Here is a 26,709-nt window from a genome sequence, read left to right on the forward strand (position 1 = left end):
ATAATTCATATTATCCTTTAATTTCCAGAGATCAACAATTCGATGGGACCTACATTAATGTTTATTTGATTCACACGTGGAAGTCCCACATTTTGATCTTCGAATACTTGTTCATTATAATTAACAATAAAACGAGGAGACTCAACCTCCGTCTGGATATCAAAATTAAAGTTTGCGGATCCTGTCTCCTTCTTGACTTTGCCAACAACCGCATTGATTATCAAATCTCCTTTAGCAAAAAAGCCACCATCCAGTGAAAATATAGAGCCCACACCGTACAACTCTGCCGTACTATCCGTATAAAAAAAGGCTCTTAATCTTGTAGCCTCATTTTTAAACTCTTCAACCCGATTAATAAGTATAGCTCCCTTTGAGATCAATACAAGTTCTTTACTTCCGCTACCTGCAGTTGGTATTCCTGATATCGTGGCATCCACAATATCAGTTTTTCCAAGCACAAACATAGTAGAATCAAATTCAGCTTTTCCTCTGATATATAAATTCCCTGTCACCAGAATGTTGCTTTGGACAATGGCCGTTGAATAACTATCTATTGTTAAATCACCGTTTACAATAAGCCAATGAGCCCCTGTGCTTAGATTAAGCTTAGAAGTATCCCTTATCTGATTTAACATTACTCCATCCAACTTTAGATTCCCTATAAAGATCGTGCTTCTCTCCAATCTCTCAAGGTTTTGCTTCAGTGATAGCTTCGCTTCTTCGAAAAGTCTATGTTTCTCCTGCTCTTTCTCTTCATCTGTATCACCAGTTGCAATGTCCTCAAAATCTTCTAACATAGGCATCCATAAGGTGGAAATGCCTCCGGGTTGCTGAAGCGTGTTAATTAATCTTGTTCCTCTAGCAATGGGTTCTTCACTACTATTTGATCCAGTCTCTCCATAATATCTATCGCTGAATACCTTCTTATTTCCAGCCGACCCTGAAGCCTCAGCAACTTTATCTAGGAAGGAATCCTCCACATTCACTTGGACAAACGTCGTTTTCTTTTTGATCTTTGCTTTTTCAACGATCGTCTTCACCCTATTATCTAGTGAAGAATAGTCGGCATCATCAATTGTCGGCACCTTTTCAAAAATATCACCCGTTCTGGAATAAAGCAGATCGTTCATTGATTGAATATGAGCTTCTCCATCGACTAACGGAAATAGACTGCGTTTTTCCAAATCTGCGTTATGTCTATACTTAGCCACTTGGCTAACTTTTAATTGATTTCCAGCATAAATATTCCCCTGAATATAAGGAGCACCATTCAAATAGATCGTTCCCTCAGAACCTAATGAATAATTCAAAAAATCTGGGAATGTCGTAATCACAACCTTTTGTTGCAACGTCCTTAACACGCCGTTTACTGTTGCATTGGCCTTAATCGTAACTACATGCTTACTACTTGTAGAATTGCCATCGAGAGTAATTCCCGTGATTTCATTGCTAGCTCCCTGTAAGCTTGTATCGGTAACAAAAGCTCCTTTATTAGAATTGAGGCCCCTTAAAAATGTCTCTATTTCTTGATCAAACTGTGCCTGAGTAGTATTACTACTAACTTGTATTTTCTGATTTAAATCTGCTGTAATATAGGCAATCGCCTCATCAATCGATTTCTGCGCTAAATGAAGGCTTTGTACATCATTCTCACGAGTTTCGGTACGCCTAGCTCCTCCAATCGTAGCACTAAGCACCGTAACTCCTAAAATAGTGAGCAACAGGACGATAAACATCACAAGTACCAAAGCCGAACCTCGTTCCGATCGAAGGCTTGCCCGCCTCAACATCTCTGTTTTCCTCCTAAAATCCAAATTGGCTTTCCAATTCCATCTTATCCGTTTCATTTCCCTTATACTTTAATACCAACTTAATCTGGATCAGACCAGAATTGCATAGCGAGGCTACATTACATGATCTACCATCTGATGTGGAAGCAGTTATGATAGAACCTGCCATATTCGATTGTACCGCGATAGGAGAACCAGATTCCGCTCCACTTTCCTTACCATTTATAACAATTTCATTTCCTGATACCCGAATCACACGCGGAGAACTCCCGCCTTTTATTAGTTCAATTCCTCCAGATATATTTTGTAGCCGTTCAGGACTATATGTATAGAGTTCAGTAATAATAGAGGACATGATCAGATCCGCTTCGTCCCGTAAAGCGTTCTGAACTGAGATTTTATGATAGCTGCGAAATCCATACATAGTAACTCCAGAGATTAGACCGACTATCATAGCAAATACAGTCAGTGCCGCAATTAATTCCACCAAAGTAAAACCTTGTTCCGACCTAAGTCGTTTAGCGAATTCTTTCATCAGTTATGTATCCCTCCAACATTACGTTATAAGCGGGCTGTTCATTATTTTCTACTCGTCTTACCTCAACTTTAACGGGTATTAAATAATACTTTACAGCTGATTTATCAATCGGAGTAGTGGACGGATGATCGACTAATTCCGGTTGATAGATAATATTGATCTTATAACGGATATCATTAACTGTTGGATTCAGAACATTTGCCAAAGCTGTCATGTTTGAGAATAGATTACTATAGCTGCAATTAACTATGGTGCATTTTTCAGCCTCTATCGCATCTTCCCCTTGCGTAAAAAATTCCTTCATCGCCTCAAAATCCTGCTTCTCCACATAAAACAGCGCGTTTCGCGCCAGATTGACCATAATCGTTTTGTTCTGGTTCGATTTAGAGTAACTCATGGCGTTAGTAAAGTAAGACGTAAGCACCAGAGAAACTATCGATAAAATTACAATAGCGGCCAGAACTTCGATTAACGTAAATCCTTTTTCCTGCTTTAGGCCCGGTTTCATCCTACTTTCCGCCTCTCGCCTATGAAAATACTTTTCGTATTTGCACGTTTTTCCTAAATTTTCTACTTCCATTATATTCTCTCATATCCAGCTACAGCAATCCTCAAAACCCTTATAATTCAGATATTTCTACAATATCTCTCACTTTAGGTCTATGCTATGATTTGGAAAGAGAGGAGATGAATGAAATGGCTTTAATAGAGTGCAAATTTTATTCTGAAGTACTAGGTTTGAATACCTCAATGACTGTAATTTTGCCGCAAAAAACAACTACACAAATCGGGATGAGTAATGTAACAAGAGGTGATCTTCACCCTACTTTGTATTTACTGCATGGCTTGTCTGACGATGATTCGATCTGGCTGCGCCGGACTTCTATAGAACGGTATGTAGCGGAGATGGGGATAGCTGTGGTAATGCCAAATGTGCACCGCAGTTTCTACACAGATATGGCGATGGGAGGCCGTTATTGGACCTTCATTAGTGAGGAGCTGCCAATGTTGGCACGCTCATTTTTCCCGCTATCCGATAAACGCGAGGAGAACTTTGTAGCCGGGTTGTCGATGGGTGGTTATGGAGCAATTAAGCTGGGACTGCGTAGACCCGAGTCTTTTGCAGCGGCAGCGAGTTTGTCTGGAGCACTTGATATGGCGCATAATTTCTTGAACGGGGAAGGTGCTACCACTAAAAGCAAAGAATACGAAATGATCTTCGGAAAAGAAGATACCGCCGGAACGCCGGAAGACCTTCTTTGGCTGCTTGAGGAAGTGAACCGCTCCACGGGACCAAAACCAGCGTTGTATCAATGCTGTGGCACAGAAGATTTCCTATACACCGATAACTTGAGATTCCGCGATGCCTGCCAGGCAACCTCACTTTCTTTAACCTATGAAGAAGGTCCGGGGACACATGAATGGGGATACTGGGATGCCAAAATCCGCGATGTGCTGGCATGGCTACCTTTAAAAAGTAACTAGCTGTACTTAATAGACAACAAAAAGATGCAGCCATAAGCTGCATCTTAATATCTGTTCTACTCAGATTGCCCTCTTCGGAGGGTTCTTTTTAATTATAAGGACGCCGAAGGCAATTATGCTTGTTTGGTGATATTTTTAAATAATCCAGTCTGTTCTGTGATTCCTTTTTCAGCAGCAAATCTTTCAATACTCGATGCACCAAAGAATCCGTCTATGCCTTCTGTCCGTTCAATTACGTACGCCGCATCTTCCGGCTCTGCAATCGGTCCACCGTGACAAATCACCATAATATCTGGATTTACTGCTTTCCCTGCTTTAATAATCGCTTCGATTCTTTCTACACAATCATCCAATGTCAGAGCGGTCTTAGCTCCAATTGTACCTTTGGTAGTCAAGCCCATATGTGCCACCAAAATATCTGCGCCTGCTTCTGCCATGGCTTTTGCTTGCTCAGGATCAAATACATAAGGAGTGGTGAGCATATCCAATTCATGCGCAGCTCTAATCATATCTACTTCTAAACCATATCCCATGCCGGTCTCTTCTAGATTCTGTCTGAACACGCCATCGATCAAACCTACGGTTGGGAAGTTTTGCACGCCGCTAAAACCTTGTTCCTTAAGTTGTTTTAAATAAACTTCCATTACTCTAAAAGGGTCCGTTCCGCATACGCCTGCCAATACAGGGGTGTTTTTTACAACAGGCAATACCTCCGAGCCCATTTCGACCACAATTTGGTTGGCATCCCCATAAGATAATAACCCTGCCAGTGATCCACGGCCTGCCATTCTGTATCTTCCTGAATTATAAACAATCAGCATATCTGCTCCGCCAGCTTCACTGCTTTTTGCAGTAATCCCTGTGCCGGCTCCCACGCCTAAAAGAATCTTTCCATTTGCCACTTCTTCTCTAAACTTCGCCATGATTTCAGTTCTTGTATTTTTGTTCATGTGTAACGCCTCCATTTAAATATTTATTTATCTTATAAAAGCCTTATTTGCTCATGAGATCTATTAGCTTCTGCGCTGCTGCTTCTGCAAACTCCACATCATTAATGGCACAATCCATTTCGATAACCTCGACAACATTTCTGTTTACACCATTTCTTAAGGTATCAAATAACATTTGATCTTCCTCTACCCCATAAAAAGCTTCCCCTGCAACATCAATGCCAGATATCCCTTTAAGCGGCAGCATTAACACCGTTTTCTCTTTGGCCATATTTAATTTCTCGACAAGCTTTTTGCCGATGGCTTCATTTTCTTCTACTGTTGTTCTCATCAGAGTAACTGTTGGATTGTGTTTATAAAACTTATGTCCAGCAAATTTCGCTGGTACCGTATCATAAGGGCCAAAGTTGCACATATCAAGCGCGCCTACCGAGACAACCTGTGGAATATGATGTTTACCAGCAGCTTCTAACCGATGAGGTCCTGCATTTAGCACACCACCAATAATTTCGTCCGCCCATTCTGTTGTAGTCAGATCCAATACACCTTCAATAAAACCAGCCTCGATTAACGCTTCCATGGACTGGCCGCCTACACCTGTTGCATGGAATACAAGCACTTCATATCCTCTAGCCTCAAGATAGTTACGGGCTGCCGTCACACAGGGGGTTGTTACCCCAAACATTGTTGTAGCTATTAATGGTTTTTTCTCTATCACTTGTTTATTCTCAAATTTAAGCATACCGGCGATGGCGAAAGCTGCATTGGTAAAAATCTTTGTTGAAATGGAGTTCAGACCAGCAACATCCACTACGGATGGCATCATGACAATATCACTAGTGCCTACATATGGAGCAGTATTCCCTGAAGCTACGGTCGAAACCATCACTTTAGGTACACCAATAGGTAATGCCCGCATACCCGGTGTTACAAGTGAAGTGCCTCCAGTGCCCCCAAAGGAGATAATTCCATCAAATTTGCCTTGCTTATATAATTCAGGTACTAATTTTTCCATACCTTTGGCTAATAATTCTGTTGCTAGTGCTCTATCTTTTTTGGCAACGAGCTCATCTATACTTACACCCGCGGCTGCTGCTACTTCTCTATTAGAGATATCCGGTGTAAAAGTGGGCTCAAACACACCCGTATGAATCGTAAACGTGCCTAACTCCAAGCTTTCCAGTAAATTTTTAATGTAGAGATATTCTTCACCCTTGGTGTCAAAAGTTCCGGCAATAGCAATCGTCTTCATTTCTTCAACCTCCTCTTCAAATATCTACAACAAGAAATATAAGGATAATGTATAATGTGAAACTTATACTTTCTTATATTAAAAAAAGCATGATCAACTTATGAGTTAATCATACTTCTTTGATTTATGGATGAAAACGCTTTTATGTCTTATGTTTTTGTGTTTATGTTAGATTTATATTGTTTTGGAGAGAACCCTTTATACTTCTTGAACATTTTGCTAAACTGCGCATAATCCTGGTATCCAACTAATGGCGCTAGCTCAGATAACTGGATAGGGTCTCTATGTAATATTTCCGCCGCCTTATCCATCCGAAATTGCACGAGATACGTTTGGAAGCTGCAGCCTACTTTTTTGGTGAACAAACTACTCAAGTAACTTCGGGATACATGTGCCACCTTAGCTAAATCTGCAAACAAGATCTCATTCCTATAATTTTGAGCTACGTATTCTTTTACAAATTCAACATAATCATAGTGCTTTGTGATGCCGTCTAACATTTTGACCATAAAATCATCTTCATCCAGCGTCCCCGACACTTTAAAAGCTTTGGTTATATTCGTAATGGACTTCTCCGAGGGAATTCTTTCAAAAGCAGAGCCCCCGATATATCCCATCAAGTTTTGATTATTGCTGTACATATATTGCACATCAATTGGCGTTTTCACCGGACCACCGTAAACCAGCTTAATTAAATCAGGCTTTAGCTCATTGCATGTATTAAATATCTTGTCCGCTTTAACCTTGGCAGCTTCCAGAGAGAATACTTTTTTAGCGCCTAATAACCCGCCTTCTGTTAGACCTAGATGTGCACAAATAATATCCGCTCCAGCCTCAATCATCTGTGCTGCCTGGATTTCGTCAAATACAAAAGCAATGGTAAACAAATCCTTCTCATGGGCTATTCTAATGGCTTCTACTTCAAGTAGATAACCATTCCCCTCTTCTTCGAGCGCTTCTCCAAATTGACCATCTATTAAACCCACCGTGGGGTAATTATTAATGCCGGCAAAGCCTCTATTCTTTATTTCACTTATATAGGATTCCATATCTTTGGTCGGATCAGTTGCATTGAGGCCAAAAATAATAGGGATATCTCTGACCAACGGTATGATCTCTCTAGATGCAAAGTCCATCACCATATCATTGCTATTACAAAATGGTAAAATACCAGCGAGAGAGCTCCTCCCCATCTGGCGAAATTTACCCGAGTTTAACATCAGAATGAAATCAGCTCCACCCTGCTTCGCATACTTTACCGTTATACCAGCACCGGTGGCTACTCCAATAATATGATTGCCTACTTTTAATTCCGATCTAAGCTCGTCTAGGATTTGCTCTCTGTTCATACCTACGAACCCTCCTATCCTAACCTAAGGATAACCGTAAAGAACACTGCTAATCCAGTCATAGTTCATTTAGATAATAAAAAAAATCCCGCCTGCCACCTATAAAGGTCTGAGGCGAGATTTGATATTGATACGGTTTACAATATAGCGTCTCCGTATGCTCGAGAGGGCTAAGCTCTCCACGGGACCAAAACTAGCACTATACCAATGCTGTAGCACAAAAGATCCCCATACACCGATAAATTGAGATTCCGTGATGTACTGACATGAACTACCTTTAAGAAGGAGATAAGCATTCATTTGTTCATGATATCTGCCGATAATAAATCTACATAGCATTCTACACCGTAAGGAGAAATAGATCATGACAGAAAAAAAACGAATCGTTCTTATTCCTGCTTATTTGGAGAAATTCTCTTGTATTGGATCAGATTGTGAAGATACATGTTGTATAGGCTGGAATGTTGATATTGATCGGCAAACCTATAAAAAGTATAAAAATGTAGGCGATAGAGAAATGAAATCATCACTAAATAAACATATAAAACGCAAACGTTCTAACCCATCAGAAGCTAGTTATGCAAAAATAGCGATGAAATCCGATGCCTCTTGTCCTCTTCTAAATGAAGAAAAATTGTGTTCAATACAAAAGTCTCTAGGAGAAGACTACTTATCTGAGATTTGTAGTTCTTACCCTCGTATAACCAATCAGGTAAATGGAAATTTAGAGAAATCCGCCACATTATCTTGTCCTGAAGCGGCTCGTCTAGCTTTGTTAAACCCAGACGGTATTCAATTTAATGAGATTGAAGAATCCATGAATATCAGATATCCCATGAGTAGACTATTAAACACTAATCGTGAAAAGACTAAGCACAGAATTGATGAATATTTTTGGGATCTCCGTATTTTCACAATACAAGTCTTACAAAATAGAAATTATACCATAGCACATAGATTAATTGTGCTTGGAATGTTCTATCAAAAAGTACAAGGATACCTTTCAGAAGGAAAATTAGATGAAATTGTTCAGCAAATCGCCTCCTATAATACCTTGTTAGAAGACGGTAGCTTCCGGGAAGGTTTATCAGCTATCCCCACCTCAACAACCATTCAAATGCAGCTTCTAAAAGCACTGGCCGATATTCGTGTATCTCAGGGGGTGCTGAGCACACGATATATGGAGTGTTTTGCAGAGGTACTTAAGGGCATTCAATATACGAAAGATGCAACAGTTGAGGAAATTACAGAAAGATACCAACTTGCTTACACAGATTACTATGATCCATTTATGAGAGCTAACGAATATATATTAGAGAACTATTTAGTGAATTATGTTTACAAAAATCTATTTCCAAGCTCAGATGATACAGATATTTTCGAATCTTATATTATGCTTGTAGTACACTATTCATCAATCAAATTACATTTGATTGGCATGGCTGGACATCACAAGGAGGATTTCGGGGTTGATCACGTAATTAAATTAATTCAATCCTTTGCCAAATCGGTTGAGCATGATTCCTTGTACTTACGTGGGGTTATTGAATTGCTTAAGAGAAATGAATACACCTCAATGGCATATATGGCTATACTAATTAATAACTGAAAGATATTTCCCAAAAAAATCCCGCCCGCATTATTAACAATGCGAGGCGGGATTTATATCATATTTTCACAATATAGCGTCTCCGTGTTGTACAACCCATTCATTAGCTTCGTGCAATGCCAGCTCTGCCCGTTCAATTGCAGCCTTCACCTGAACGGTGGCTGTGCCGCCATAAACGTTACGAGCGTTAACTACAGCTTCCGGTTGAAGAACAGCATAGATATTCTCGTCGAAGAGCGGTGTGAATTGCTTGAACTCTTCCAGCGTCAGATCCAAGAGGAACTTGCCTTCATTGATACAGTAGAGTACCGTTTTCCCGATTACTTCATGCGCTTGGCGGAAAGGAAGCCCCTTGCCTACCAAGAAGTCGGCAATATCCGTTGCATTCGAGAAATCCGTGTTCACCGCTTCACGCATACGACCTTTGTTCACCTTCATAGTGGAGATCATCGGCGCGAACAATTGCAGTGCACCAGTCAGCGTAGTAACCGTATCAAACATGCCTTCTTTGTCTTCCTGCATATCCTTGTTGTACGCCAGTGGCAATGATTTCAGCACCGTCAGCAAGCCAATTAGGTTGCCGTAAACGCGGCCTGTTTTGCCCCGCACCAGCTCTGGTACGTCAGGGTTCTTCTTCTGCGGCATAATGCTGCTGCCTGTGCAGAAAGCATCATCCAGTTCTACAAAGCTGAACTCTGTGCTGCTCCACAGGACCAGTTCCTCACTGAGTCTGGATAGATGTGTCATGATAAGGGAAGCATTCGCCAAGAACTCCACGATGAAATCGCGGTCGCTGACAGCATCCAGACTGTTCTCATACACACTGTCAAAACCCAGTTGTTCCGCTACAAAATGACGGTCAATCGGGAAGGTCGTTCCAGCAAGCGCTCCTGCTCCGAGTGGCAGCACGTTGATCCGTTTGTAGCTGTCCGTCAGACGTTCTGCATCGCGGCGGAACATCGATACGTAAGCCAGCAAGTGATGAGCAAACAGGATCGGCTGTGCCCGTTGCAAATGCGTATAACCAGGGATGATGGTCTCCACATTGTCTTTTGCTTGTTCGATCAAAGCTTCCTGCAGCTCATGCAGCAAACTAACTAGCTCAACTACACGGCCACGTAAGTAAAGGTGCATGTCCGTCGCCACTTGATCGTTACGGCTACGTCCTGTGTGCAGCTTACCGCCAACTGGACCGATTTCCTCGATCAGATGTTTTTCAATATTCATATGGATGTCTTCATCCGATACTGAGAAAACAACCTCTCCAGCATTGACCTTGTCCAGCACTTTATTCAGGCCTTGTTTGATTGTTTCCACGTCTTCTTGTGGAAGGATTCCGCATTTGCCCAGCATCGTGACATGTGCCAGACTGCCTTGCACATCCTCTTTGGCCAAAGCCTTATCAAAGCCAATGGAAGCCGTATATTCCTCTACCAGCTTGTTTGTTCCTTTAGTAAACCGTCCGCCCCAAAGCTTGCTCACCTGTAGTTTCCTCCTCTTGGACGCCAGAGGGCCGCTCCTATCCTGACGGGAGGAACGGCCTTCGGGGTTGCCCGTTTAAGTTTATGTTATCGTACTATTTAGAAGCTCCATTTACACCTGTAGAAACTTTAAGGCGCAATGCGTTCAAGTGAATAAAACCAGTGGCATCCCCTTGATCATAAGCTTGTGTAGGATCAGCTTCCATCGTTGCAATCTCAGGATTGTACAGGCTGACTGGGCTCTTCACTCCAGCGCCGATGATGTTGCCTTTGTACAGTTTAAGACGAACAGTACCCGTTACATTTTGTTGGCTCTGTGTTACAAGAGCCTGCAGTGCGATACGCTCTGGAGCGAACCAGAAACCGTTATACACCAAAGTGCTGTAACGAGTGATCAGGCTGTCACGCAGGTTCATCACTTCACGGTCCATCGTGATGGATTCCATTTTGCGATGAGCGACGAACAGGATTGTTCCACCTGGAGTCTCATACACGCCGCGGCTCTTCATGCCGACAAAGCGGTTCTCAACCATATCTACACGTCCGATGCCGTGTTTACCACCTAGATCATTCAGTTTCTCCATAACTTGAAGGGGTGATAAAGACTCCCCATTCAGGGCTACGCAGTCTCCCTTAACGAATTCGAGCTCCAAATATTCCGCTTCATCCGGAGCATCCTCAGGAGCGTTGCTCAGCAGGAACATTCCTTTGTTCTCTGGTGCACTTGGATCGAACCAAGGATCTTCCAATACGCCGCTCTCATAGCTGATGTGCAGCAGGTTACGGTCCATCGAATACGGCTTCGCCGCAGAGGCTTGTACCGGAATATCATTAGCTTCCGCATAAGCGATCATTTCCGCACGACCTGGAAATTGATTGCGGAACTCTTCTAGACGCCAAGGTGCGATCACCTTGATGTTCGGAGCCAATGCAGCTACGCCAAGCTCGAAACGGACTTGGTCATTCCCTTTGCCTGTCGCCCCGTGCGCGATAGCCGTTGCGCCTTCAGCGATGGCGATATCTACCATGCGCTTAGCGATCAATGGACGAGCAATACTAGTTCCGAGCAAGTATTGGCCTTCATAAAGTGCGCCAGATTGGAACATCGGGTAGATGAAATCGCTAGCGAACTCATCGCGCAGGTCGTCGATGTATACTTTCGATGCGCCAGTAGCAAGTGCTTTTTCCTCCAGACCGTCGAGCTCTTCTTTTTGGCCGATATCGGCTGTGAAGGCGATGATCTCCGCGTCATAAGTTTCTTTAAGCCATTTCAAAATAACAGATGTATCCAATCCGCCGGAATAGGCGAGTACAATTTTTTCTTTAGCCATGGTGTGGCAACTTCCTTTCGTGTGGGCTATATAAATTAAAATAAACGTGCCTTTGCCAGCACTCTGACGATAAATCGCAATTACACTGAATATTTGGACTTCCGGTCGCTGTTATCATCAGATTTCTTTTATTTCAAACCGCATTGTGCGGATAAAATCTGATGATAAAGGCGAACGCTACGCTCCTACAGTTCCAAAAATTCCGCTCCATTACTCCATCGTCCAAAGTCTAACTTCGCCCAACATTAATTCAATTTATATAGTGATTTATATTTTATATTTTTAAAATTCCTTAACTCATCAACGCAGCCATTAAAGCTTTTTGCGCATGCAGGCGGTTCTCAGCCTGATCAAAGATCACCGAGTTAGGGCCGTCAATCACGCCTGTGCTGACCTCTTCCTCACGGTGGGCTGGCAGGCAGTGCAGGAAGAGATAGTCGCTCTTAGCGCCTTTTACAAGCTCCTCATTGACCTGATAGTCCTTGAATGCCGCTTCACGTGCCTTTTGCTCCTCCTCGAAGCCCATACTCGCCCATACATCTGTATAGATGACGTCAGCGTCTTGTACAGCTTCTTGCGGGCTGCGAGTGACCACAATCTTCGCTCCGGTTTCTTTAGCGATCTCACGCGCTTCTGCGACAACCGCTGCATCTGGCTCATAACCTTCCGGTCCGGCGATAGATACGTCCACGCCCAGCTTAGCTCCGCCAATCATTAAGGAATGCGCCATATTGTTGCCATCGCCGATGTAAGCCAGCTTCAGGCCCTTGAGCTTTCCTTTGTGCTCATAAATCGTTTGATAATCGGCCAGCACTTGGCAAGGATGTGCCAGGTCACTAAGACCGTTGATTACGGGAATAGAAGCATAACGAGCGAGATCTTCAACCTTGTCATGACCGAAGGTACGGATCATAATTCCATCGAGATAACGCGACATTACTTGCGCTGTATCTCCAACAGTTTCTCCGCGTCCCAGCTGGATATCATTTTTGCTCAAGAAAAGGGCATGCCCTCCCAGCTGATACATTCCAACTTCAAACGACACACGTGTACGTGTAGAGGATTTTTCAAAAATAAGTCCAATCGTCTTTCCCTTCAGCGGCTGAAATTCTTCGCCATTTTTCTGCTTCTTCTTCAGCTCAATCGCCGAATCAATCAGATACGTAATTTCCTCCGGGCTGTAGTCGTTCAGCTCCAGTAAATCACGGCCTTTCAGTTGCTGCGCAATGTTGTGCTTGTTACTCTGTACGCCCTGACTCATGAGCTTACCTCCCCGTTTGCTTGTTTAGCATAAGTATGAATGAGTTCGCATAGGATGTCCACCGCTTGGTCGATCTCCTCTTTGCTTACATATAGATTAGGGAGCAGACGAAGGACATTAGGACCGGCTGTCACGAACAACAGGCCTTTCTTTTGTCCAGCCAGTACAATATCGCCCACTGGGGATTGACATTCAATCCCGATCAACAGCCCTTTACCACGGATATCCTTCACAAAAGAACAATCCGCCAGCTTCTCTTTCAAAAGACCTGTCAGGTACTTACCCATATCTTCGGCGCGCTGTGGAAGCTCATCTTCCAGCATCGTCTCAATCGTCGCTGCCATAACAGCTGTTGCTAGCGGTGTTCCCCCGAAGGTGGACGCATGGCTGCCCGCTGAGAAGGCTTCACGCAAATACCCTTTGCCAAGCATTAAACCTGCCGGGAACCCGCTAGCAATCCCCTTAGCCAAGGTGAAAATATCCGGTTCAATTCCATAATGCTGATGAGCGAACAGCTTGCCTGTACGTCCCATACCTGTCTGTACCTCATCTACAATCAGAAGCAATCCGTGTTTCTTACACAAGGCCACTACAGCGTTCAAGAACTCAGGTTCTACCTCAAGCACGCCACCCTCTGCAAGCACCATCTCCAGCATGATAGCAGCTGTATGATCTCCGATAGCAGCTTCTAACGCTGGGAGATCATGCAAGGGTACGGTCTTGAAACCTGCTGGAAGCGGCAGGAACCCTTCTTTCACCTTTTGCTGGCCTGTAGCTGTTAGTGTGGCAAGTGTACGTCCATGGAAGGATTGTTCGAATGTGATAACCTCATAACGGTCGACACCTTTAATCTTCTGATGGTAACGGCGGGCCAGCTTAATAGCAGCCTCATTCGCTTCTGCCCCGCTATTGCAGAAAAACACTTGATCAGCGCAGCTATTCTCTGTCAGAAGGTTGGCAACTTTATCTTGTCCCGGAATATGGAACAGATTCGAGACATGCCAGAGCGTATCAATCTGATCCTTCAGCTTAACGCCGACTTTTTCAGGAGCATGACCTAGACTGGTCACAGCCAATCCACTGGTGAAATCCAGATACTTATTGCCTTTATCATCCCATACCCAGGTACCCTTGCCTTTAACTAAGCTGATATCATATCTGGCGTAAGAAGGGAACACTGCACTCAGCTTGCTTGTTGCAACATCCGGTGTACCTGATCCTACTGTATCGGTCTGCTTTGCCCCTGCTTGCGAATCCAACTCCGCTTGTGTAAGCTTGCTCATTCTAAGTCACTCTCCCATCGGCTGCTCCTGTGAACAGGCTGCGCCTCTAATTTGTATTCATCTATGATTCTACGAACGAATAATACGTGTACCTATCGCTTCACCTTGCAGTACTCGACTAAGCACCCGTGGTTCTTTTCCATCCACAATGATAACCTCTGATACGCTGCCCTGAATGCAATCGATAGCTGCCCGCACTTTGGGGATCATGCCACCGTAGATTTCCCCACTTTCGATCAAGGCTTCGATTTCCTGTACAGTAACGGAGGGAAGCACAATCTTTTCACCTTCCACTGTACTCATGATGCCTGGCACATCTGTGACGACGATCATTTTGGGAGACTCCACATAGGAAGCAACTGCCCCTGCTGCCGTATCTGCGTTAATATTGTAGCGCTGACCTGCTGCATCTACTCCGATAGGTGCAATGACAGGAATATAACCCATCCCAACAATACCAGTTATGATCTCAGCCTTAACTTCCGTTACTTCTCCTACCAAACCTACTTCGGCGCTGTTCGCCACTGGTTTAGCAATAATCAAATTGCCATCGATGCCCGAAAGCCCCAGAGCTAGACCGCCGCTCCCTTGAATTCGCCGGACAATCGCCTTGTTTATACTCCCTGCCAGCGTCATCTCTACAACATCTAGTACTTCCTCGGTGGTTACTCGCAGGCCATTCACAAAGCTGCTTTCAATGCCCAGTTTCGCTAGATTTCCAGAAATGGCTGGCCCTCCACCATGAACAATTACTGGCTGAATGCCCTCCTCCTGCAAATCTCGCAAATCCTCAAAAAAAGAATCAGGTAGAGCCGCAAGCGTACTGCCGCCGCATTTCATTACAAACAATCCACTACCATCTAAAGCATCTATAAGTTCAAGCTCGCTATTTAGCGTCATATAATCGGTATCCTTCCCTTATGGGCTTAACACGCCATAAATTAAGTGCGATATGCGGCGTTAATACGCACATAATCGTAAGTTAGGTCACAGCCCCAAGCCGTTGCTTTCCCGCTTCCATCATGCAGATCTACAGTGATCAGCACAGTTTCACTTTTTTGCAAATAGGCCAAAGCCTTTTCCTCGTCAAAAGCAACTGGCTTCGAGTGCAAAAGCACCTCAATATCCCCTAACGAAATGTTCACACGCTCCGGAGATACCGGAACACCCGCGCGTCCAACCGCAGCAATAATCCGTCCCCAGTTCGCATCCGCTCCAAAAATAGCAGATTTCACTAGACTAGAACCAACCACTGTTTTGGCAATCGCTGCCGCCGCCTCATCATGAACAGCACCATTCACTTGAACCTCAATCAGGTGAGTTGCACCTTCGCCATCACGAGCAATCGCTTTGGCAAGCGTCTGGCAGACATACGTGAATCCAGCAGCAAAAGCGTCCCAATCCGGATGCAGTCGTGTCAGCTTCTCATTACCGGCAAGCCCACTCGCCATCGACACTAACATATCATTGGTACTAGTATCTCCATCGACTGTAATCATATTAAAAGTAACATTCGTAGCTGAACGCAGAAGACTAAGTAAATCCTCCGCTGCAATATCAGCATCCGTGGTCATAAAGCCAAGCATGGTAGCCATGTTAGGATGGATCATCCCTGAGCCCTTTGCAGCTCCGGCAATTGTAACTTCTACACCGCCAACGAGCACCTTCACGGCGATCTCTTTTTTAACTAAATCAGTGGTAAGTATAGCTTGGCAGAATTCCTCCGCGCCAATAGCTCCTCCATCCAGCTTCTCTGGTATTGCAGTGATCCCGCTACGTACGCAGTCCATCTTCAACAGTTCACCGATAACTCCAGTCGAAGCAACAGCCACATCATTAACGGCCACACCTAAATGCTGAGCCGCAGCAGCGCGCATCTCATAAGCATCTGCTTCACCTTGTTCGCCTGTGCAGGCATTGGCATTCCCGCTGTTCACGATAACCGCCTGCAATACTCCGTTCGAAAGGCTTTCCCGAGTCACTTTCAGCGGAGCCGCCTGAAAAACATTCGTCGTATACACGGCCGCAGCCGTTGCCGGAACTTCACACAGAATCACTCCGAGATCGTTGCGATCTGTTTTTTTTAATCCACAGTGCAATCCTCCGGACTTAAAACCCTTAGGTGAAGTGATGCTTCCACCCTCCAAGGTGGTAAATAACTCAATCTCGCTCATATTATTTGTACCGCTGATCCTTATGGATACACAGGTGTGTAGCCGAGGCCAAGGGTTTCCTCCCATCTCATCATCAAATTAAGGTTCTGTATTGCCTGCCCTGCCGCACCTTTTACAACATTATCAATGACGGAGACTATGGTCACCCGCCCTGTACGAGCATCTGTTGCAAATCCGATATCACAATAATTAGAGCCGCTAACTTCTTTTGTCGCCGGAATCACACCTACATCACGCACCCGCACATATGGCCGGCCCGCATAATATTCACGGTACAAATTCACAAAATCCTGCTCCGTATAATTGTCCGTCATCCCTGCATACATCGTACTCATAATTCCCCGGCTCATCGGCACGAGATGTGTGGTGAACGTTACCGTTACCTTTTCTCCAGCAACCTCTGTGAGTGTCTGCTCAATTTCTGGTATATGTTGATGCTTATTGATTTTATAAGCTTTAAAGTTCTCATTAATCTCTGCATAATGTACCATCAGGCTTGTTCCGCGTCCTGCTCCAGTAACTCCTGATTTCGCATCAATAATAATACTGTCATGCTTAATCCAACCTGCCTGAATTGCAGGAATTAGTCCAAGAAGTGTAGCTGTAGGATAACAGCCTGGATTAGATATAAAATCAACCCCAGCCGCACGCTCTCCAAACACCTCGCAAAGTCCGTATACAGCCTGCTCAAGATATTCATCAGCCGGAGCGGGATGTTTATACCAGTGCTCATACTCTGCACCATCCTTCAATCGGAAATCACCGGACAGATCCACGACCTTAAGTCCAGCTTCCAGCAGCTGCGGCACCAGCTTTGCGCTCACACCCGACGGCGTTGCCGTAAATACCACATCCGCCCGCTCAGCCATCTGAGCCGGGTCAACGCCATCCAGCCTTCGATCAATGATGCCCGTCAAATGCGGAAAACCTTCCTCTATAGCATCCCCTGCACTTGATGAGGAAATTACCGAAGTAATCTCTACCTTAGGATGACTTTGTAGCAGCCGAATCAGCTCTACGCCCCCATAACCCGTTGATCCAACAATCGCCGCTCTCAGCTTGCCTTCCACTGTCATCCCCACTTCCTGCTTATCATGAATTATAATAAATAATATAATGCATACCGTCTTAGAAATATGTATTATTATACGACTCAATTAATATAAATACAACACATAGTGTTAACTTTCTTTATTCCTAAATATAATTCTATTTACAAAAAAAGAGAAGCGTAGCTTCTCCTTTCGGAGAAATTACACTTCTCTTTTAAAGCCTTCACCCAGCACCTCATGCGCCTCAGTTATAATCACAAAAGCACTAGTATCTACCGATTGAACAATCGCTTTTAATCTGGAAACCTCATTCTGGCCTACTACAACCATTAGCACCGTACGCTCATCACCAGTATAACCGCCATGTGCATCCAGCTTCGTCAGACCCCGATCCAGATCATTCAAAATCGCCTCAGATATTTCTTCCGTCTTGTCCGAGATTATGTAAGCCACCTTTGTATAACGGAAGCCTACCTCTATCGCATTAATGGCCTTACCTGTAACAAACAGACCGATCAGTGCATACAGCGCTTGTTCCATACCGAGTATAAAAGCAGCCAGCATAATGACCGTCCCGTCCAGCAGCACTACAGAAATCGAGAAGCTGAGACCGGATATCTTTTGAATAATCTGCGCCAAAATAGTAAGTCCACCTGTCGAGCCCCGTCCGCGGAACACAAGACCTAACCCCACCCCCACACAGATACCGCCATAAATGGAGGCTAAGAGTGGATTGGTGGTAGGTGCAGGCAAATCTTTTGTCAACAAGATAAAGAGCGGCAACACAAAGCTCCCAAGGAGCGAGCGAACTCCGTATTGTTTACCCAAGAAGATTACCCCGAGTACAAACAACGGAATATTAAGCGCCCATTGCGTAAATGCCGGCTCAGCCCCAAACCAAGCTTCAGCCAATACCGACAGACCGGATACACCACCAGAAGCAATATGATTAGGCAGAAAAAAAAGATTAAACCCCAGCGCTGTAACTAGCGATCCGAGCAAAATTAACATCGTATCCACCACATGTCGGAGTGGCCCATTCAGAGGAATCAGTGGGGGTTTATTACGTGAATTGACTTTTTGCATTTCAAAGGCTCTCCTTAAAGTGTCATCTTGCTCTACGAAAGAAGAAACGGCCATCCCATCCTAATCCATGAATGGTATCCGTTTCCCCCGAAACTCTCTCTTTTATTCTGCCTCAATCTTGATCTGGCTACGCAGGTAACCATCAATGAATACATCAATATCTCCGTCCATAACAGAACCCACATTCCCCGTTTCCACGGAAGTACGGTGATCCTTAACCATGTTATACGGATGGAATACATAGGAACGGATCTGACTGCCCCAAGCAATATCGGATTGCTCACCGCGAATCTCATCCAAATGCTGCTGCTGCTCTTGCAGTTTGCGCTCATATAGCTTGGAACGCAGCATTTTCATCGCTTGTTCGCGGTTTTTGATCTGTGAACGTTCGTTCTGACAGGTTACCACCACACCCGTAGGTAAGTGGGTAATCCGCACCGCAGAGTCTGTGGTATTAATATGCTGTCCACCGGCGCCGCTCGCCCGATACGTATCGATCTTCAAATCCTCAGTACGAATTTCAACTTCTACATCATCGGCAATTTCCGGAACGACATCACAGGATACAAAAGAAGTATGCCTTCTGCCCGAAGAGTCAAACGGAGAAATCCGTACTAGCCGATGTACACCTTTTTCAGCTTTCAGATATCCGTAGGCGTTGAAGCCTTTAATAAGTAATGTGACACTCTTGATTCCCGCTTCATCACCCGGTAAGTAGTCCAGCACCTCAACCTTGAATCCACGTTTTTCAGCCCAACGGGTATACATCCGCAGCAGCATCTGGCCCCAGTCTTGGGATTCCGTACCGCCCGCACCCGGATGGAGCTCAAGAATAGCATTCAGCTTGTCATACGGCTGGTTAAGTAGCAATTGCAGCTCGAATTCATCCACTTTACTGCCTAAACTGCTGATCGTCTCCCCAATCTCTGCCGCAAGACCTTCATCGCCCTCTTCATCCGCAAGCTCCGCCATCATCGCAGCATCGTCGTATTCTTGTTGCAGCTTCTCGTATTGATCCACGGACGATTTCACGGCATTCATCTCGCCGATCACGCTCTGTGCCTGCTCTGGATTATCCCAGAAGCCTGGAGCAGCCATTTTTTCTTCAAAGTTCGAGATCATCTCTTGCTTAAGATCTAAGTCAAAGAGACCCCCTAAGGTCAGTTAGTTTCTTGCCTATTTCACGCAGATCCTGCTTTACATTAGCTTCAATCATATGGTCACTTCACCTTTCAAAATAGGTTGTTACGGTCTTCGCTATTGGAAAGTTAGTAATGAGTGAATGTTCAGCCATTCCGAGAAGGATTGGACTTCCGATCGCTGTTGTTTCCAGATTCCTTGAATTAATAACCGCATAGTGGTTGGAATCCCGAAACAAAGGCGAACACTCCGTTTCTCCAGTTCCAAACCTTCTCTCCATTCCACATTCACTCAAGTGCTAAATATCCAAAAAAGCGACTGGGCCGTAAACGGGGGATACCCCCGGGCCCAGCCGCTCTTTATGGTTAGTATACCCATAGAGATCAGGGCTAAAGACTTACATCTTCAACACCTGAATATGAGCGCTACTAAACGTTTGTCTTATGCGTTTTGACCGTGGCAGTTCTTGTACTTCTTGCCGCTTCCGCAAGGGCAAAGATCATTACGACCAGCTGCCGCCTCAACATGTACCGGACGTTTCTCAGCAGGTTCGCTGTTAGTGGAAATTTTATTTTCCTCTACAACGGATTGACGCTCCTGATTTGTCTCGATGTGAGCCTTCATAATATAAGTAGCTACTTCTTCTTGAATCGTAGCCGTCATAGTATTAAACATTTCGAATCCTTCGAATTGATACTCGCGAAGTGGATCTGTACCACCGTAAGCACGTAGGTGAATCCCTTGACGCAATTGATCCATCGCATCGATATGATCCATCCACTTGCTGTCCACGGAGCGCAGCACAATTACCTTCTCGAATTCACGTACCAATTCTGAACCCAGGCGTTCTTCACGAGCAGCATATTTCTCAAGTACACGTTCGAAGATGTACTCAATGATCTCTTCTGCTTCCTTGCCCCACAGAATATCGCGAGTCAAAGCACCTTCTTCAAGCAGCTTGCTGTTTACGTAATCAGCAACTTCTTGCAGCTCCCAGTTCTCAGGAATATCGTCACTGCAGTGTGCGTGAACAATACGTTCAATAACCGGCTTGATCATTTCAAGCACGATATCTTTAATATTTTCAGACTCCAGAATCTCACGGCGTTGTTTATAAATAATTTCACGCTGTTGATTCATCACGTCATCATATTGCAATACGACTTTACGAATATCAAAGTTATTACCTTCAACACGTTTCTGAGCAGATTCCACAGCACGCGTAATCATGCGGCTCTCAATGGGCTGATCTTCCTCAAACCCAAGGCGATCCATCATACTCAAAACGTTGTCAGCGCCGAAACGCTTCATCAATTCATCACCAAGGGACAAGTAGAATTGTGTAGAACCTGGGTCTCCTTGACGACCCGCACGACCACGCAGCTGGTTATCAATCCGGCGCGATTCATGACGCTCTGTACCAATGATATGCAGACCACCAAGATCTGTCACACCTTCGCCCAGAACGATGTCCGTACCACGACCTGCCATGTTGGTAGCAATCGTAACTGTACCAGGCTGACCTGCATGTGTAATGATTTCAGCTTCCGCAGCGTGATGCTTCGCGTTAAGCACTTGGTGTCTAACGCCTTTGCGCTTCAGCATTTCAGATACGAGCTCTGAATTCTCAATCGACACTGTACCCACAAGTACAGGTTGGTTCTTTTTGTGACGTTCTACAATTTCTGCCACTACAGCGTTGAACTTACCGTTCTCACTCTTGTAGACGACATCCGGCATATCTATGCGCTGATTTGGTTTATTCGTAGGGACTTGAAGAACTTCAAGACCATAAATCTTCTTGAACTCTTCTTCCTCAGTTTTAGCTGTACCTGTCATACCGCCCAATTTGCGATACATACGGAAATAGTTCTGGAAAGTAATCGTAGCAAGCGTCATGCTCTCATTCTGTACTTCGATTTCTTCCTTCGCTTCAATCGCTTGGTGCAAACCGTCACTATAACGACGGCCTGACATTAAACGTCCCGTAAATTCATCAACAATAACGACCTCACCCTCGTTAACAACGTAATCTACGTCACGACGCATAATTACGTTTGCTTTCAGGGCTTGGACGATATGGTGATTCAAGGTTACATGACTGTGATCATACAAGTTCTCAATACCAAAAGCACGTTCAGCAGTAGCTACACCTTTTTCAGTCAAGGCTACAGACTTCACTTTGATATCAACTGTGTAGTCTTCTTCAGCTTTAAGCTTTTTCACAAAACGGTCTGCTGCAAAGTACAATTCAGTAGACTTCTCAGCTTGTCCGGAAATGATAAGAGGTGTACGTGCTTCATCAATAAGAATGGAGTCCACTTCATCAATAATACAGAAATAAAGAGGGCGCTGAACCATTTGTTCTTTATAAAGCACCATGTTGTCACGCAAATAATCGAAACCAAATTCGTTGTTCGTGCCATACGTAATATCGCAGGCGTAAGCATCTTGTTTATCAGCATGGTCCATACCGCTTAGGTTAACCCCAACCGTCATGCCCAGGAAGTTATAGATTTGTGCCATTTGTGCGCTGTCGCGCTGAGCCAAATAGTCATTGACCGTTACTACGTGTACGCCTTTACCAAGCAAAGCATTTAAGTACACTGGCAATGTTCCTACTAGAGTCTTACCTTCACCAGTCTTCATCTCGGAGATTCGGCCTTCATGCAGGGCCATACCACCAATTAACTGTACATCAAAATGCCGCATGCCAAGCGTCCGTTTGGAAGCTTCACGTACGGTTGCAAATGCCTCAGGAAGAATTTCTTCCAAGGTTTCGCCTTTCTCAATACGGGCGCGGAACTCTTCCGTCTTAGCTTTTAAAGCTTCATCGGATAGTGCTACAAATTCCGGCTCCAATCCATTAATTACATCGACTGTCTTCATGAGACGTTTAACGTCACGATCGTTTGTGTCTCCGAATATTTTCTTTACAAGTCCTAGCATGGTTAACCCCTTTCATGCAACACAGATGGTGGAACCGAGCCCATCCTCACAAAATTGAAAGGGCCATTTATAAATTCGATTCCGCTGCTTCATAAATTGTAACAGTTTGTAAGAGATGCCGCAATACAAGGTGTAACAGCCACATTTTTCATATATACGCACAAGAGCCCTATTCGCTATAAGCGAATAGGGGCTCGGTTTAAATTTCCTAGGTTCTGACTAACTCTCGAGGCCCTTTATACTTAGAGCATAACTGGCATCATTGTATCTTAGCCCTGTTCAATCAGTCCATATTTACCATCATCACGTTTGTAAACTACGCTAACTTCCGAGGTGTCGATATTGGAAAACACAAAGAAATTATGTCCTACCATGTTCATTTGCAGAATCGCTTCTTCCACATCCATCGGCTTCATCGTAAAGCGTTTGTTCCTAACCACTTCTAAATCATCATAATCTTGTTCTTCTACAGCAACAGCGGCACTAGCTCCATCCACAAACAGCGTCTTGAGTCCCTCTTGACGGAACTTACGGTTCAGCTTCGTTTTGTGTTTGCGAATTTGGCGTTCCAGCTTGTCCACAACGGCGTCTATGGAAGCATACATGTCATCGCTGCGATCTTCCGCACGAAGCGTCACGCCAGCAAGCGGAATGGTTACTTCCACCGTATGAAGGCCGCGAACTACGCCAAGCGTCACAGACCCTTCAGAGGTAGGGGGTGCTTCGAAATACTTCTCAAGTTTGCTGAGCTTCTTATCAACATACTCTCTCAAAGCGTCGGTCACGTCAATTTGTTGACCTCGAATGGTGAATTGCATGGCCACTCCTCCTTTAGTTACACCTTCATTATACCAAATTGTAAGCGCTAAGTAAAAAGCAATTCCTTACAGCCCTTACATTTAGATAACAAATGTTGTCATAGCGTTCACAAATAAAACAAGTCCGGTGAGAGCAACCAATCGCCCTACCGGACCAAAAGTAAACCTGTCGTTATTATAGTACGGATTCCACTCTTATATTCTCCGAATGAAATCACATAAGGTCAGGCTATTTGGTATGAATTTGAATGATTTCTACAGGAGACCATTGAGAACCCGATCCTGCAATAACATATACCTTATAGGCAGTATTTGCTGCTAAACCAGTTAAAGTCTGTGTATGCTTTACACCAGGAGCAAACGTAAGCGTGTTAGTCCATGGAGCAGCCAATGCACTACCGCTACCATTTTGACCTAAAGCAATCTGCGCTGCAGTAGGTGCCTTATCATTTGCTGGCAATACTACATATCTAACTGGGGTTGTAGTGCCACCTGTCACACCATATTTAACATATACATCTGCTGTAACTGTACTAACTTGTCCCGGCTCAAAAAGCGAAATCGAGCTAGCAGTAGCTTGAGCAGTAGTCAACCGAACTGTCGTTACAGTAGACAAGTTACCAGCTGCATCCGCCAGCGTGATATATGTTGCATATTCTGTACCAGGATTCAATCCGTAAACAGAGAATGTAACCGTTGTTTTAGCTACAGTCGCAACACTACCATGGATACCACTTGCAGTCCCGTTACTAGTTTGTCCTTTTTCCACCTGCAATGCAGTTGGAGCAGTTACATCAGCATTGTAAGGAGCTACAACATAGTATACTGCACCAGTTACGGAAGGTGTCAGGTATACATCCGCTGTGACCGAACCAACATTACCGTAGGTTGCCCCACTTACTGTTGGCGCTGTGCTACTTTCGCCGCCACCGTTACCACCACCAGAACCTCCGCCAGTACTGCCACCTGGAGCAGCAGTTGGGGTTGGTGTAGCTGTTGGTGTCGGAGTAGCCGTTGGAGTTGGTGTAGGTGTTACACCACCACTTGTGCCACTACCAGGATAATAGATAGCTGAAGTATTGATAATACCTACAGCCTCGGCACGTGTTAACGATCTCTTAGGACCAAAGGTTCCATCTGGATAACCGTTAACAATCTTCTTTTCCACTGCGGCTGCTACAGCACCTTTTGCCCATGCTGCAATTTGTGCATTGTCTTTAAATTTGTTCGAAGTTGTATTGGTGCTCAATTTAAGTAATTTTGCAGTAATTACAGCTGCTTCTTCTCTTGTAAGCGGATTATTAGGACGGAACGTATTATCCTCGTATCCTCCGATATATCCAGCTTCCACAGCTTTAGCCACTTCACTGTAATTCCAGTTTGTGCTCTTCATGTCTTTGAAAGTTACTGTTGCTTTAGTTGTAAAACCTAACAGGCGATTTACCATAGTCACATACTCACCACGCGTAATTGCTTTGTTTGGTTTCACCGTTCCATCTGGGTAGCCTCCAAGGTAACCTCTATCTAGCCATTCCTGCAGCTGACCTTGTGCCCAGTGGCCTTGAATATCCTTAGGTACAGTTGCAGCAGATACGCTGCCGAGAGACCCCAATAACATACTAGTACCTAATATTCCGGTCATAAGACCGCGCCACATCTTCTTCATCCTGCTAATCACCCTCCTAATTGTTTTGATAGCTTAGGCTATATTGAATTTCTTCGTGAATGTAGTAACCTAGGCTAACATAGTGTGTGTCGAGGTAAGATAAACAGCTCAACGTATATCTATTACCCACCTTTTGCAGAGTTCTAACATTTTCCATAAAATGAATTTACAAAATAGGCTATTTTCTCTACTAGGATTGGCTATACTAGACACATATGAACGCACAAAAAAAGGATCTTGGAAGATTCCAAGATCCCTGCTAGCGCTGTCTAAATTGCTAACCATCTACTTATATGTAGTTCGGCTTCGCCGGATGATTATAATTTGATTACGTTAGCTGCTTGTGGTCCACGTGCACCTTCAACGATATCGAATTCTACGGATTGACCTTCATCCAATGTCTTGAAACCATCAGTTTGAATCGCGGAAAAGTGTACGAATACGTCGCCACCGTCTGCAGTCTCGATAAAACCATAACCTTTTTCTGCGTTAAACCATTTTACTTTACCTTCCATTGATTAAACATTCCCTTCGTCATCAGATGAACGTGAGTCTTGCTCACAATTCGACTATACCACCGTAACTTCTTTATTGTCAATTGGAAAAGAAAATGTTTACATTCAATAATTTACCACGTAAAATAAACTATTAAATTTTCCATAAACAAGAAATAGATTCGGTACAATGATCAAAAAAAGGAGCAGACGGTATTTAATACCCGTCTACTCCTATAGTGAAACACTGATAAAACTATTTTTTGCGATCCATAAGAAAACTGTCTGGGGTGTAGGCGGCCTCATAGGCGTTGCGTTGTGTTTTGGCCTGATTCCGCTTCTGCAGCCAGTCTTGAGCTTCGAAGCGAAGAGCATTCATTCTATCTAAGATCATATTATCATGTTCCAAAATTAGATTAATTTCTTGCTTTTGTGCAGGCGTTGCTCGACAAATTTTGGCTTCTTCTGCAATTGAATCGACAAGTTTCTGGCGCTCGTCCACAAAAGCCTCCAACTCCTCATAGGTGGTCTCTTGAAGACTTTCTTCGATCTCCCGGGTGAGTTGATCCAAACTCCGGATTAATTCATCCATGAGCACTTTCAGCCTGTCCCTGACCTGCAGCGATTTTGGATGCCTGTAGCCAAGTTTCCCGAAGCTCGGTTAAGTAGCCAATAGCCTCTTCTGCCTTTTCTGGGCTTTTGCGAATATTGGCTTCAATTAAAAGATGATTAGTATATTCATAAAGTGAGAACAAATTCTTAGAAACTTCATAAGAATGATCTAATGTAGACATTAGTTCACTCATAATTGTCTGGGCCTTCCCAAAATTAAGATTTGTTTTCTCAAAGTCTTTTTTTGTAAGTCCATCAATTGCTGTTCTCACAAAACGGATCGCTCCGTCGTACAGCATGATCACCAACTGCGCAGGGGTTGAGGTTTGGACTGAAGACTTGCGGTATGTCTCATAAGGAGATCTAATCAAAAAACTCACCCTCTTTAT

General features: G+C 44.2%; 23 protein-coding genes. 2 read left to right on the forward strand and 21 right to left on the reverse strand.

Annotated elements, in window-relative coordinates; translation table 11 throughout:
* Window positions 1–17: 17 nt before the first annotated feature.
* From NSQ55_RS27985 to NSQ55_RS27995, 3 genes are read right to left on the reverse strand one after another with little or no spacing between them, the layout of a single operon-like run.
* Window positions 18–1,790: a hypothetical protein gene (locus tag NSQ55_RS27985; RefSeq protein WP_339170138.1), complete on the reverse strand. Its 1,773-nt coding sequence runs from the start codon at window positions 1,788–1,790 to the stop codon at window positions 18–20.
* A gap of 13 nt (window positions 1,791–1,803) precedes the next feature.
* Window positions 1,804–2,325 carry a prepilin-type N-terminal cleavage/methylation domain-containing protein gene (locus NSQ55_RS27990; RefSeq protein WP_076182130.1) on the reverse strand — a complete coding sequence of 174 codons (522 nt, stop codon included), beginning with the start codon at window positions 2,323–2,325 and terminating at the stop codon, window positions 1,804–1,806.
* Window positions 2,309–2,836: a type II secretion system protein gene (locus NSQ55_RS27995; protein ID WP_076182128.1), complete on the reverse strand. Its 528-nt coding sequence runs from the start codon at window positions 2,834–2,836 to the stop codon at window positions 2,309–2,311. Before NSQ55_RS27995 ends, NSQ55_RS27990 begins: the two co-directional genes overlap by 17 nt.
* A gap of 188 nt (window positions 2,837–3,024) precedes the next feature.
* Here NSQ55_RS27995 and NSQ55_RS28000 point away from each other — a divergent pair, with 188 nt between their 5' ends.
* Window positions 3,025–3,813: an alpha/beta hydrolase family protein gene (locus NSQ55_RS28000; RefSeq protein WP_076182126.1), complete on the forward strand. Its 789-nt coding sequence runs from the start codon at window positions 3,025–3,027 to the stop codon at window positions 3,811–3,813.
* A 113-nt stretch (window positions 3,814–3,926) separates the two neighbouring features.
* Here NSQ55_RS28000 and NSQ55_RS28005 read toward each other — a convergent pair whose 3' ends face one another.
* The 3 genes from NSQ55_RS28005 to NSQ55_RS28015 form a co-directional block, all read right to left on the reverse strand.
* Entirely contained in the window at window positions 3,927–4,763 is an 837-nt protein-coding gene (locus tag NSQ55_RS28005; protein ID WP_038573568.1) for a phosphoenolpyruvate hydrolase family protein, read from the reverse strand.
* Window positions 4,764–4,806: 43 nt separating this feature from the next.
* Complete coding sequence (locus tag NSQ55_RS28010; protein ID WP_076099668.1) at window positions 4,807–6,015, reverse strand: Tm-1-like ATP-binding domain-containing protein; 1,209 nt, start codon at window positions 6,013–6,015, stop codon at window positions 4,807–4,809.
* Window positions 6,016–6,164: 149 nt separating this feature from the next.
* Window positions 6,165–7,364 (reverse strand): phosphoenolpyruvate hydrolase family protein, encoded by a 1,200-nt coding sequence (locus tag NSQ55_RS28015; RefSeq protein WP_339170143.1) that lies wholly within the window; start codon window positions 7,362–7,364, stop codon window positions 6,165–6,167.
* A 364-nt stretch (window positions 7,365–7,728) separates the two neighbouring features.
* On the opposite strand from NSQ55_RS28015, the gene fliB reads away from it, so the two are divergent.
* The gene (gene fliB / locus NSQ55_RS28020) at window positions 7,729–8,973 is read left to right on the forward strand and encodes a flagellin lysine-N-methylase (protein ID WP_076123859.1); all 1,245 of its coding nucleotides are present in this window, start codon (window positions 7,729–7,731) and stop codon (window positions 8,971–8,973) included.
* Window positions 8,974–9,039: 66 nt separating this feature from the next.
* Here fliB and argH read toward each other — a convergent pair whose 3' ends face one another.
* From argH to fliS, 15 genes are all read right to left on the reverse strand, one after another.
* Window positions 9,040–10,455: an argininosuccinate lyase gene (gene argH, locus NSQ55_RS28025; protein ID WP_339170149.1), complete on the reverse strand. Its 1,416-nt coding sequence runs from the start codon at window positions 10,453–10,455 to the stop codon at window positions 9,040–9,042.
* 94 nt (window positions 10,456–10,549) lie between these two features.
* Window positions 10,550–11,785, reverse strand: a complete 1,236-nt coding sequence (locus NSQ55_RS28030) for an argininosuccinate synthase (protein ID WP_036678522.1) — start codon at window positions 11,783–11,785, stop codon at window positions 10,550–10,552.
* 292 nt (window positions 11,786–12,077) lie between these two features.
* The gene (gene argF, locus NSQ55_RS28035) at window positions 12,078–13,046 is read right to left on the reverse strand and encodes an ornithine carbamoyltransferase (RefSeq protein ID WP_076182119.1); all 969 of its coding nucleotides are present in this window, start codon (window positions 13,044–13,046) and stop codon (window positions 12,078–12,080) included.
* A complete protein-coding gene (locus NSQ55_RS28040) occupies window positions 13,043–14,329 on the reverse strand; it encodes an acetylornithine transaminase (RefSeq protein WP_339170153.1) in 1,287 nt (428 codons plus the stop codon). Before NSQ55_RS28040 ends, argF begins: the two co-directional genes overlap by 4 nt.
* A gap of 69 nt (window positions 14,330–14,398) precedes the next feature.
* Window positions 14,399–15,229, reverse strand: a complete 831-nt coding sequence (gene argB / locus NSQ55_RS28045) for an acetylglutamate kinase (RefSeq protein ID WP_339170156.1) — start codon at window positions 15,227–15,229, stop codon at window positions 14,399–14,401.
* A gap of 41 nt (window positions 15,230–15,270) precedes the next feature.
* Window positions 15,271–16,503 carry a bifunctional ornithine acetyltransferase/N-acetylglutamate synthase gene (gene argJ, locus NSQ55_RS28050; protein ID WP_339170158.1) on the reverse strand — a complete coding sequence of 411 codons (1,233 nt, stop codon included), beginning with the start codon at window positions 16,501–16,503 and terminating at the stop codon, window positions 15,271–15,273.
* Window positions 16,504–16,523: 20 nt separating this feature from the next.
* On the reverse strand, window positions 16,524–17,573 hold the full coding sequence (argC, locus tag NSQ55_RS28055; RefSeq protein WP_339174626.1) for an N-acetyl-gamma-glutamyl-phosphate reductase: 1,050 nt from the start codon (window positions 17,571–17,573) through the stop codon (window positions 16,524–16,526).
* 183 nt (window positions 17,574–17,756) lie between these two features.
* Window positions 17,757–18,641, reverse strand: coding sequence for a YitT family protein (locus NSQ55_RS28060; RefSeq protein ID WP_339170161.1), 885 nt, complete (start codon window positions 18,639–18,641; stop codon window positions 17,757–17,759).
* Window positions 18,642–18,743: 102 nt separating this feature from the next.
* Window positions 18,744–19,857 (reverse strand): peptide chain release factor 2 gene (prfB, locus tag NSQ55_RS28065; RefSeq protein ID WP_139330096.1). Its coding sequence is split into 2 segments (ribosomal slippage): window positions 18,744–19,784 and window positions 19,786–19,857, totalling 1,113 coding nucleotides; the frame shifts between segments, so codons are not numbered across the junction.
* Window positions 19,858–20,222: 365 nt separating this feature from the next.
* Window positions 20,223–22,730, reverse strand: a complete 2,508-nt coding sequence (secA, locus tag NSQ55_RS28070) for a preprotein translocase subunit SecA (protein WP_036678509.1) — start codon at window positions 22,728–22,730, stop codon at window positions 20,223–20,225.
* 269 nt (window positions 22,731–22,999) lie between these two features.
* On the reverse strand, window positions 23,000–23,548 hold the full coding sequence (gene raiA, locus NSQ55_RS28075) for a ribosome-associated translation inhibitor RaiA (protein ID WP_036678506.1): 549 nt from the start codon (window positions 23,546–23,548) through the stop codon (window positions 23,000–23,002).
* A 229-nt stretch (window positions 23,549–23,777) separates the two neighbouring features.
* Window positions 23,778–25,214, reverse strand: a complete 1,437-nt coding sequence (locus NSQ55_RS28080; protein WP_076182107.1) for an S-layer homology domain-containing protein — start codon at window positions 25,212–25,214, stop codon at window positions 23,778–23,780.
* A 317-nt stretch (window positions 25,215–25,531) separates the two neighbouring features.
* Window positions 25,532–25,729: a cold shock domain-containing protein gene (locus NSQ55_RS28085; RefSeq protein ID WP_019915069.1), complete on the reverse strand. Its 198-nt coding sequence runs from the start codon at window positions 25,727–25,729 to the stop codon at window positions 25,532–25,534.
* Window positions 25,730–25,964: 235 nt separating this feature from the next.
* Window positions 25,965–26,300 carry a flagellar protein FliT gene (locus NSQ55_RS28090; RefSeq protein ID WP_076182105.1) on the reverse strand — a complete coding sequence of 112 codons (336 nt, stop codon included), beginning with the start codon at window positions 26,298–26,300 and terminating at the stop codon, window positions 25,965–25,967.
* A complete protein-coding gene (gene fliS / locus NSQ55_RS28095; RefSeq protein WP_076182102.1) occupies window positions 26,293–26,691 on the reverse strand; it encodes a flagellar export chaperone FliS in 399 nt (132 codons plus the stop codon). The genes NSQ55_RS28090 and fliS overlap by 8 nt, the downstream gene beginning before the upstream one ends.
* Between the last annotated feature and the right edge of the window lie 18 nt (window positions 26,692–26,709).

Source organism: Paenibacillus sp. FSL H7-0943 (assembly GCF_037963265.1).
Classification (GTDB): Bacteria; Bacillota; Bacilli; order Paenibacillales; family Paenibacillaceae; genus Paenibacillus_AQ; species Paenibacillus_AQ odorifer.

What these genes read in the sequence shown, in the direction of transcription:
- NSQ55_RS27985 (WP_339170138.1), bottom strand. Translation starts at nt 1,790, where the DNA reads ATGTTGAGGCGGGCAAGCCTTCGATCGGAACGAGGTTCGGCTTTGGTA.
- NSQ55_RS27990 (WP_076182130.1), bottom strand. Translation starts at nt 2,325, where the DNA reads ATGAAAGAATTCGCTAAACGACTTAGGTCGGAACAAGGTTTTACTTTG.
- NSQ55_RS27995 (WP_076182128.1), bottom strand. Translation starts at nt 2,836, where the DNA reads ATGAAACCGGGCCTAAAGCAGGAAAAAGGATTTACGTTAATCGAAGTT.
- NSQ55_RS28000 (WP_076182126.1), top strand. Translation starts at nt 3,025, where the DNA reads ATGGCTTTAATAGAGTGCAAATTTTATTCTGAAGTACTAGGTTTGAAT.
- NSQ55_RS28005 (WP_038573568.1), bottom strand. Translation starts at nt 4,763, where the DNA reads ATGAACAAAAATACAAGAACTGAAATCATGGCGAAGTTTAGAGAAGAA.
- NSQ55_RS28010 (WP_076099668.1), bottom strand. Translation starts at nt 6,015, where the DNA reads ATGAAGACGATTGCTATTGCCGGAACTTTTGACACCAAGGGTGAAGAA.
- NSQ55_RS28015 (WP_339170143.1), bottom strand. Translation starts at nt 7,364, where the DNA reads ATGAACAGAGAGCAAATCCTAGACGAGCTTAGATCGGAATTAAAAGTA.
- fliB (WP_076123859.1), top strand. Translation starts at nt 7,729, where the DNA reads ATGACAGAAAAAAAACGAATCGTTCTTATTCCTGCTTATTTGGAGAAA.
- NSQ55_RS28030 (WP_036678522.1), bottom strand. Translation starts at nt 11,785, where the DNA reads ATGGCTAAAGAAAAAATTGTACTCGCCTATTCCGGCGGATTGGATACA.
- argF (WP_076182119.1), bottom strand. Translation starts at nt 13,046, where the DNA reads ATGAGTCAGGGCGTACAGAGTAACAAGCACAACATTGCGCAGCAACTG.
- NSQ55_RS28040 (WP_339170153.1), bottom strand. Translation starts at nt 14,329, where the DNA reads ATGAGCAAGCTTACACAAGCGGAGTTGGATTCGCAAGCAGGGGCAAAG.
- argB (WP_339170156.1), bottom strand. Translation starts at nt 15,229, where the DNA reads ATGACGCTAAATAGCGAGCTTGAACTTATAGATGCTTTAGATGGTAGT.
- argJ (WP_339170158.1), bottom strand. Translation starts at nt 16,503, where the DNA reads ATGAGCGAGATTGAGTTATTTACCACCTTGGAGGGTGGAAGCATCACT.
- NSQ55_RS28060 (WP_339170161.1), bottom strand. Translation starts at nt 18,641, where the DNA reads ATGCAAAAAGTCAATTCACGTAATAAACCCCCACTGATTCCTCTGAAT.
- secA (WP_036678509.1), bottom strand. Translation starts at nt 22,730, where the DNA reads ATGCTAGGACTTGTAAAGAAAATATTCGGAGACACAAACGATCGTGAC.
- raiA (WP_036678506.1), bottom strand. Translation starts at nt 23,548, where the DNA reads ATGCAATTCACCATTCGAGGTCAACAAATTGACGTGACCGACGCTTTG.
- NSQ55_RS28080 (WP_076182107.1), bottom strand. Translation starts at nt 25,214, where the DNA reads ATGAAGAAGATGTGGCGCGGTCTTATGACCGGAATATTAGGTACTAGT.
- NSQ55_RS28085 (WP_019915069.1), bottom strand. Translation starts at nt 25,729, where the DNA reads ATGGAAGGTAAAGTAAAATGGTTTAACGCAGAAAAAGGTTATGGTTTT.
- NSQ55_RS28090 (WP_076182105.1), bottom strand. Translation starts at nt 26,300, where the DNA reads ATGGATGAATTAATCCGGAGTTTGGATCAACTCACCCGGGAGATCGAA.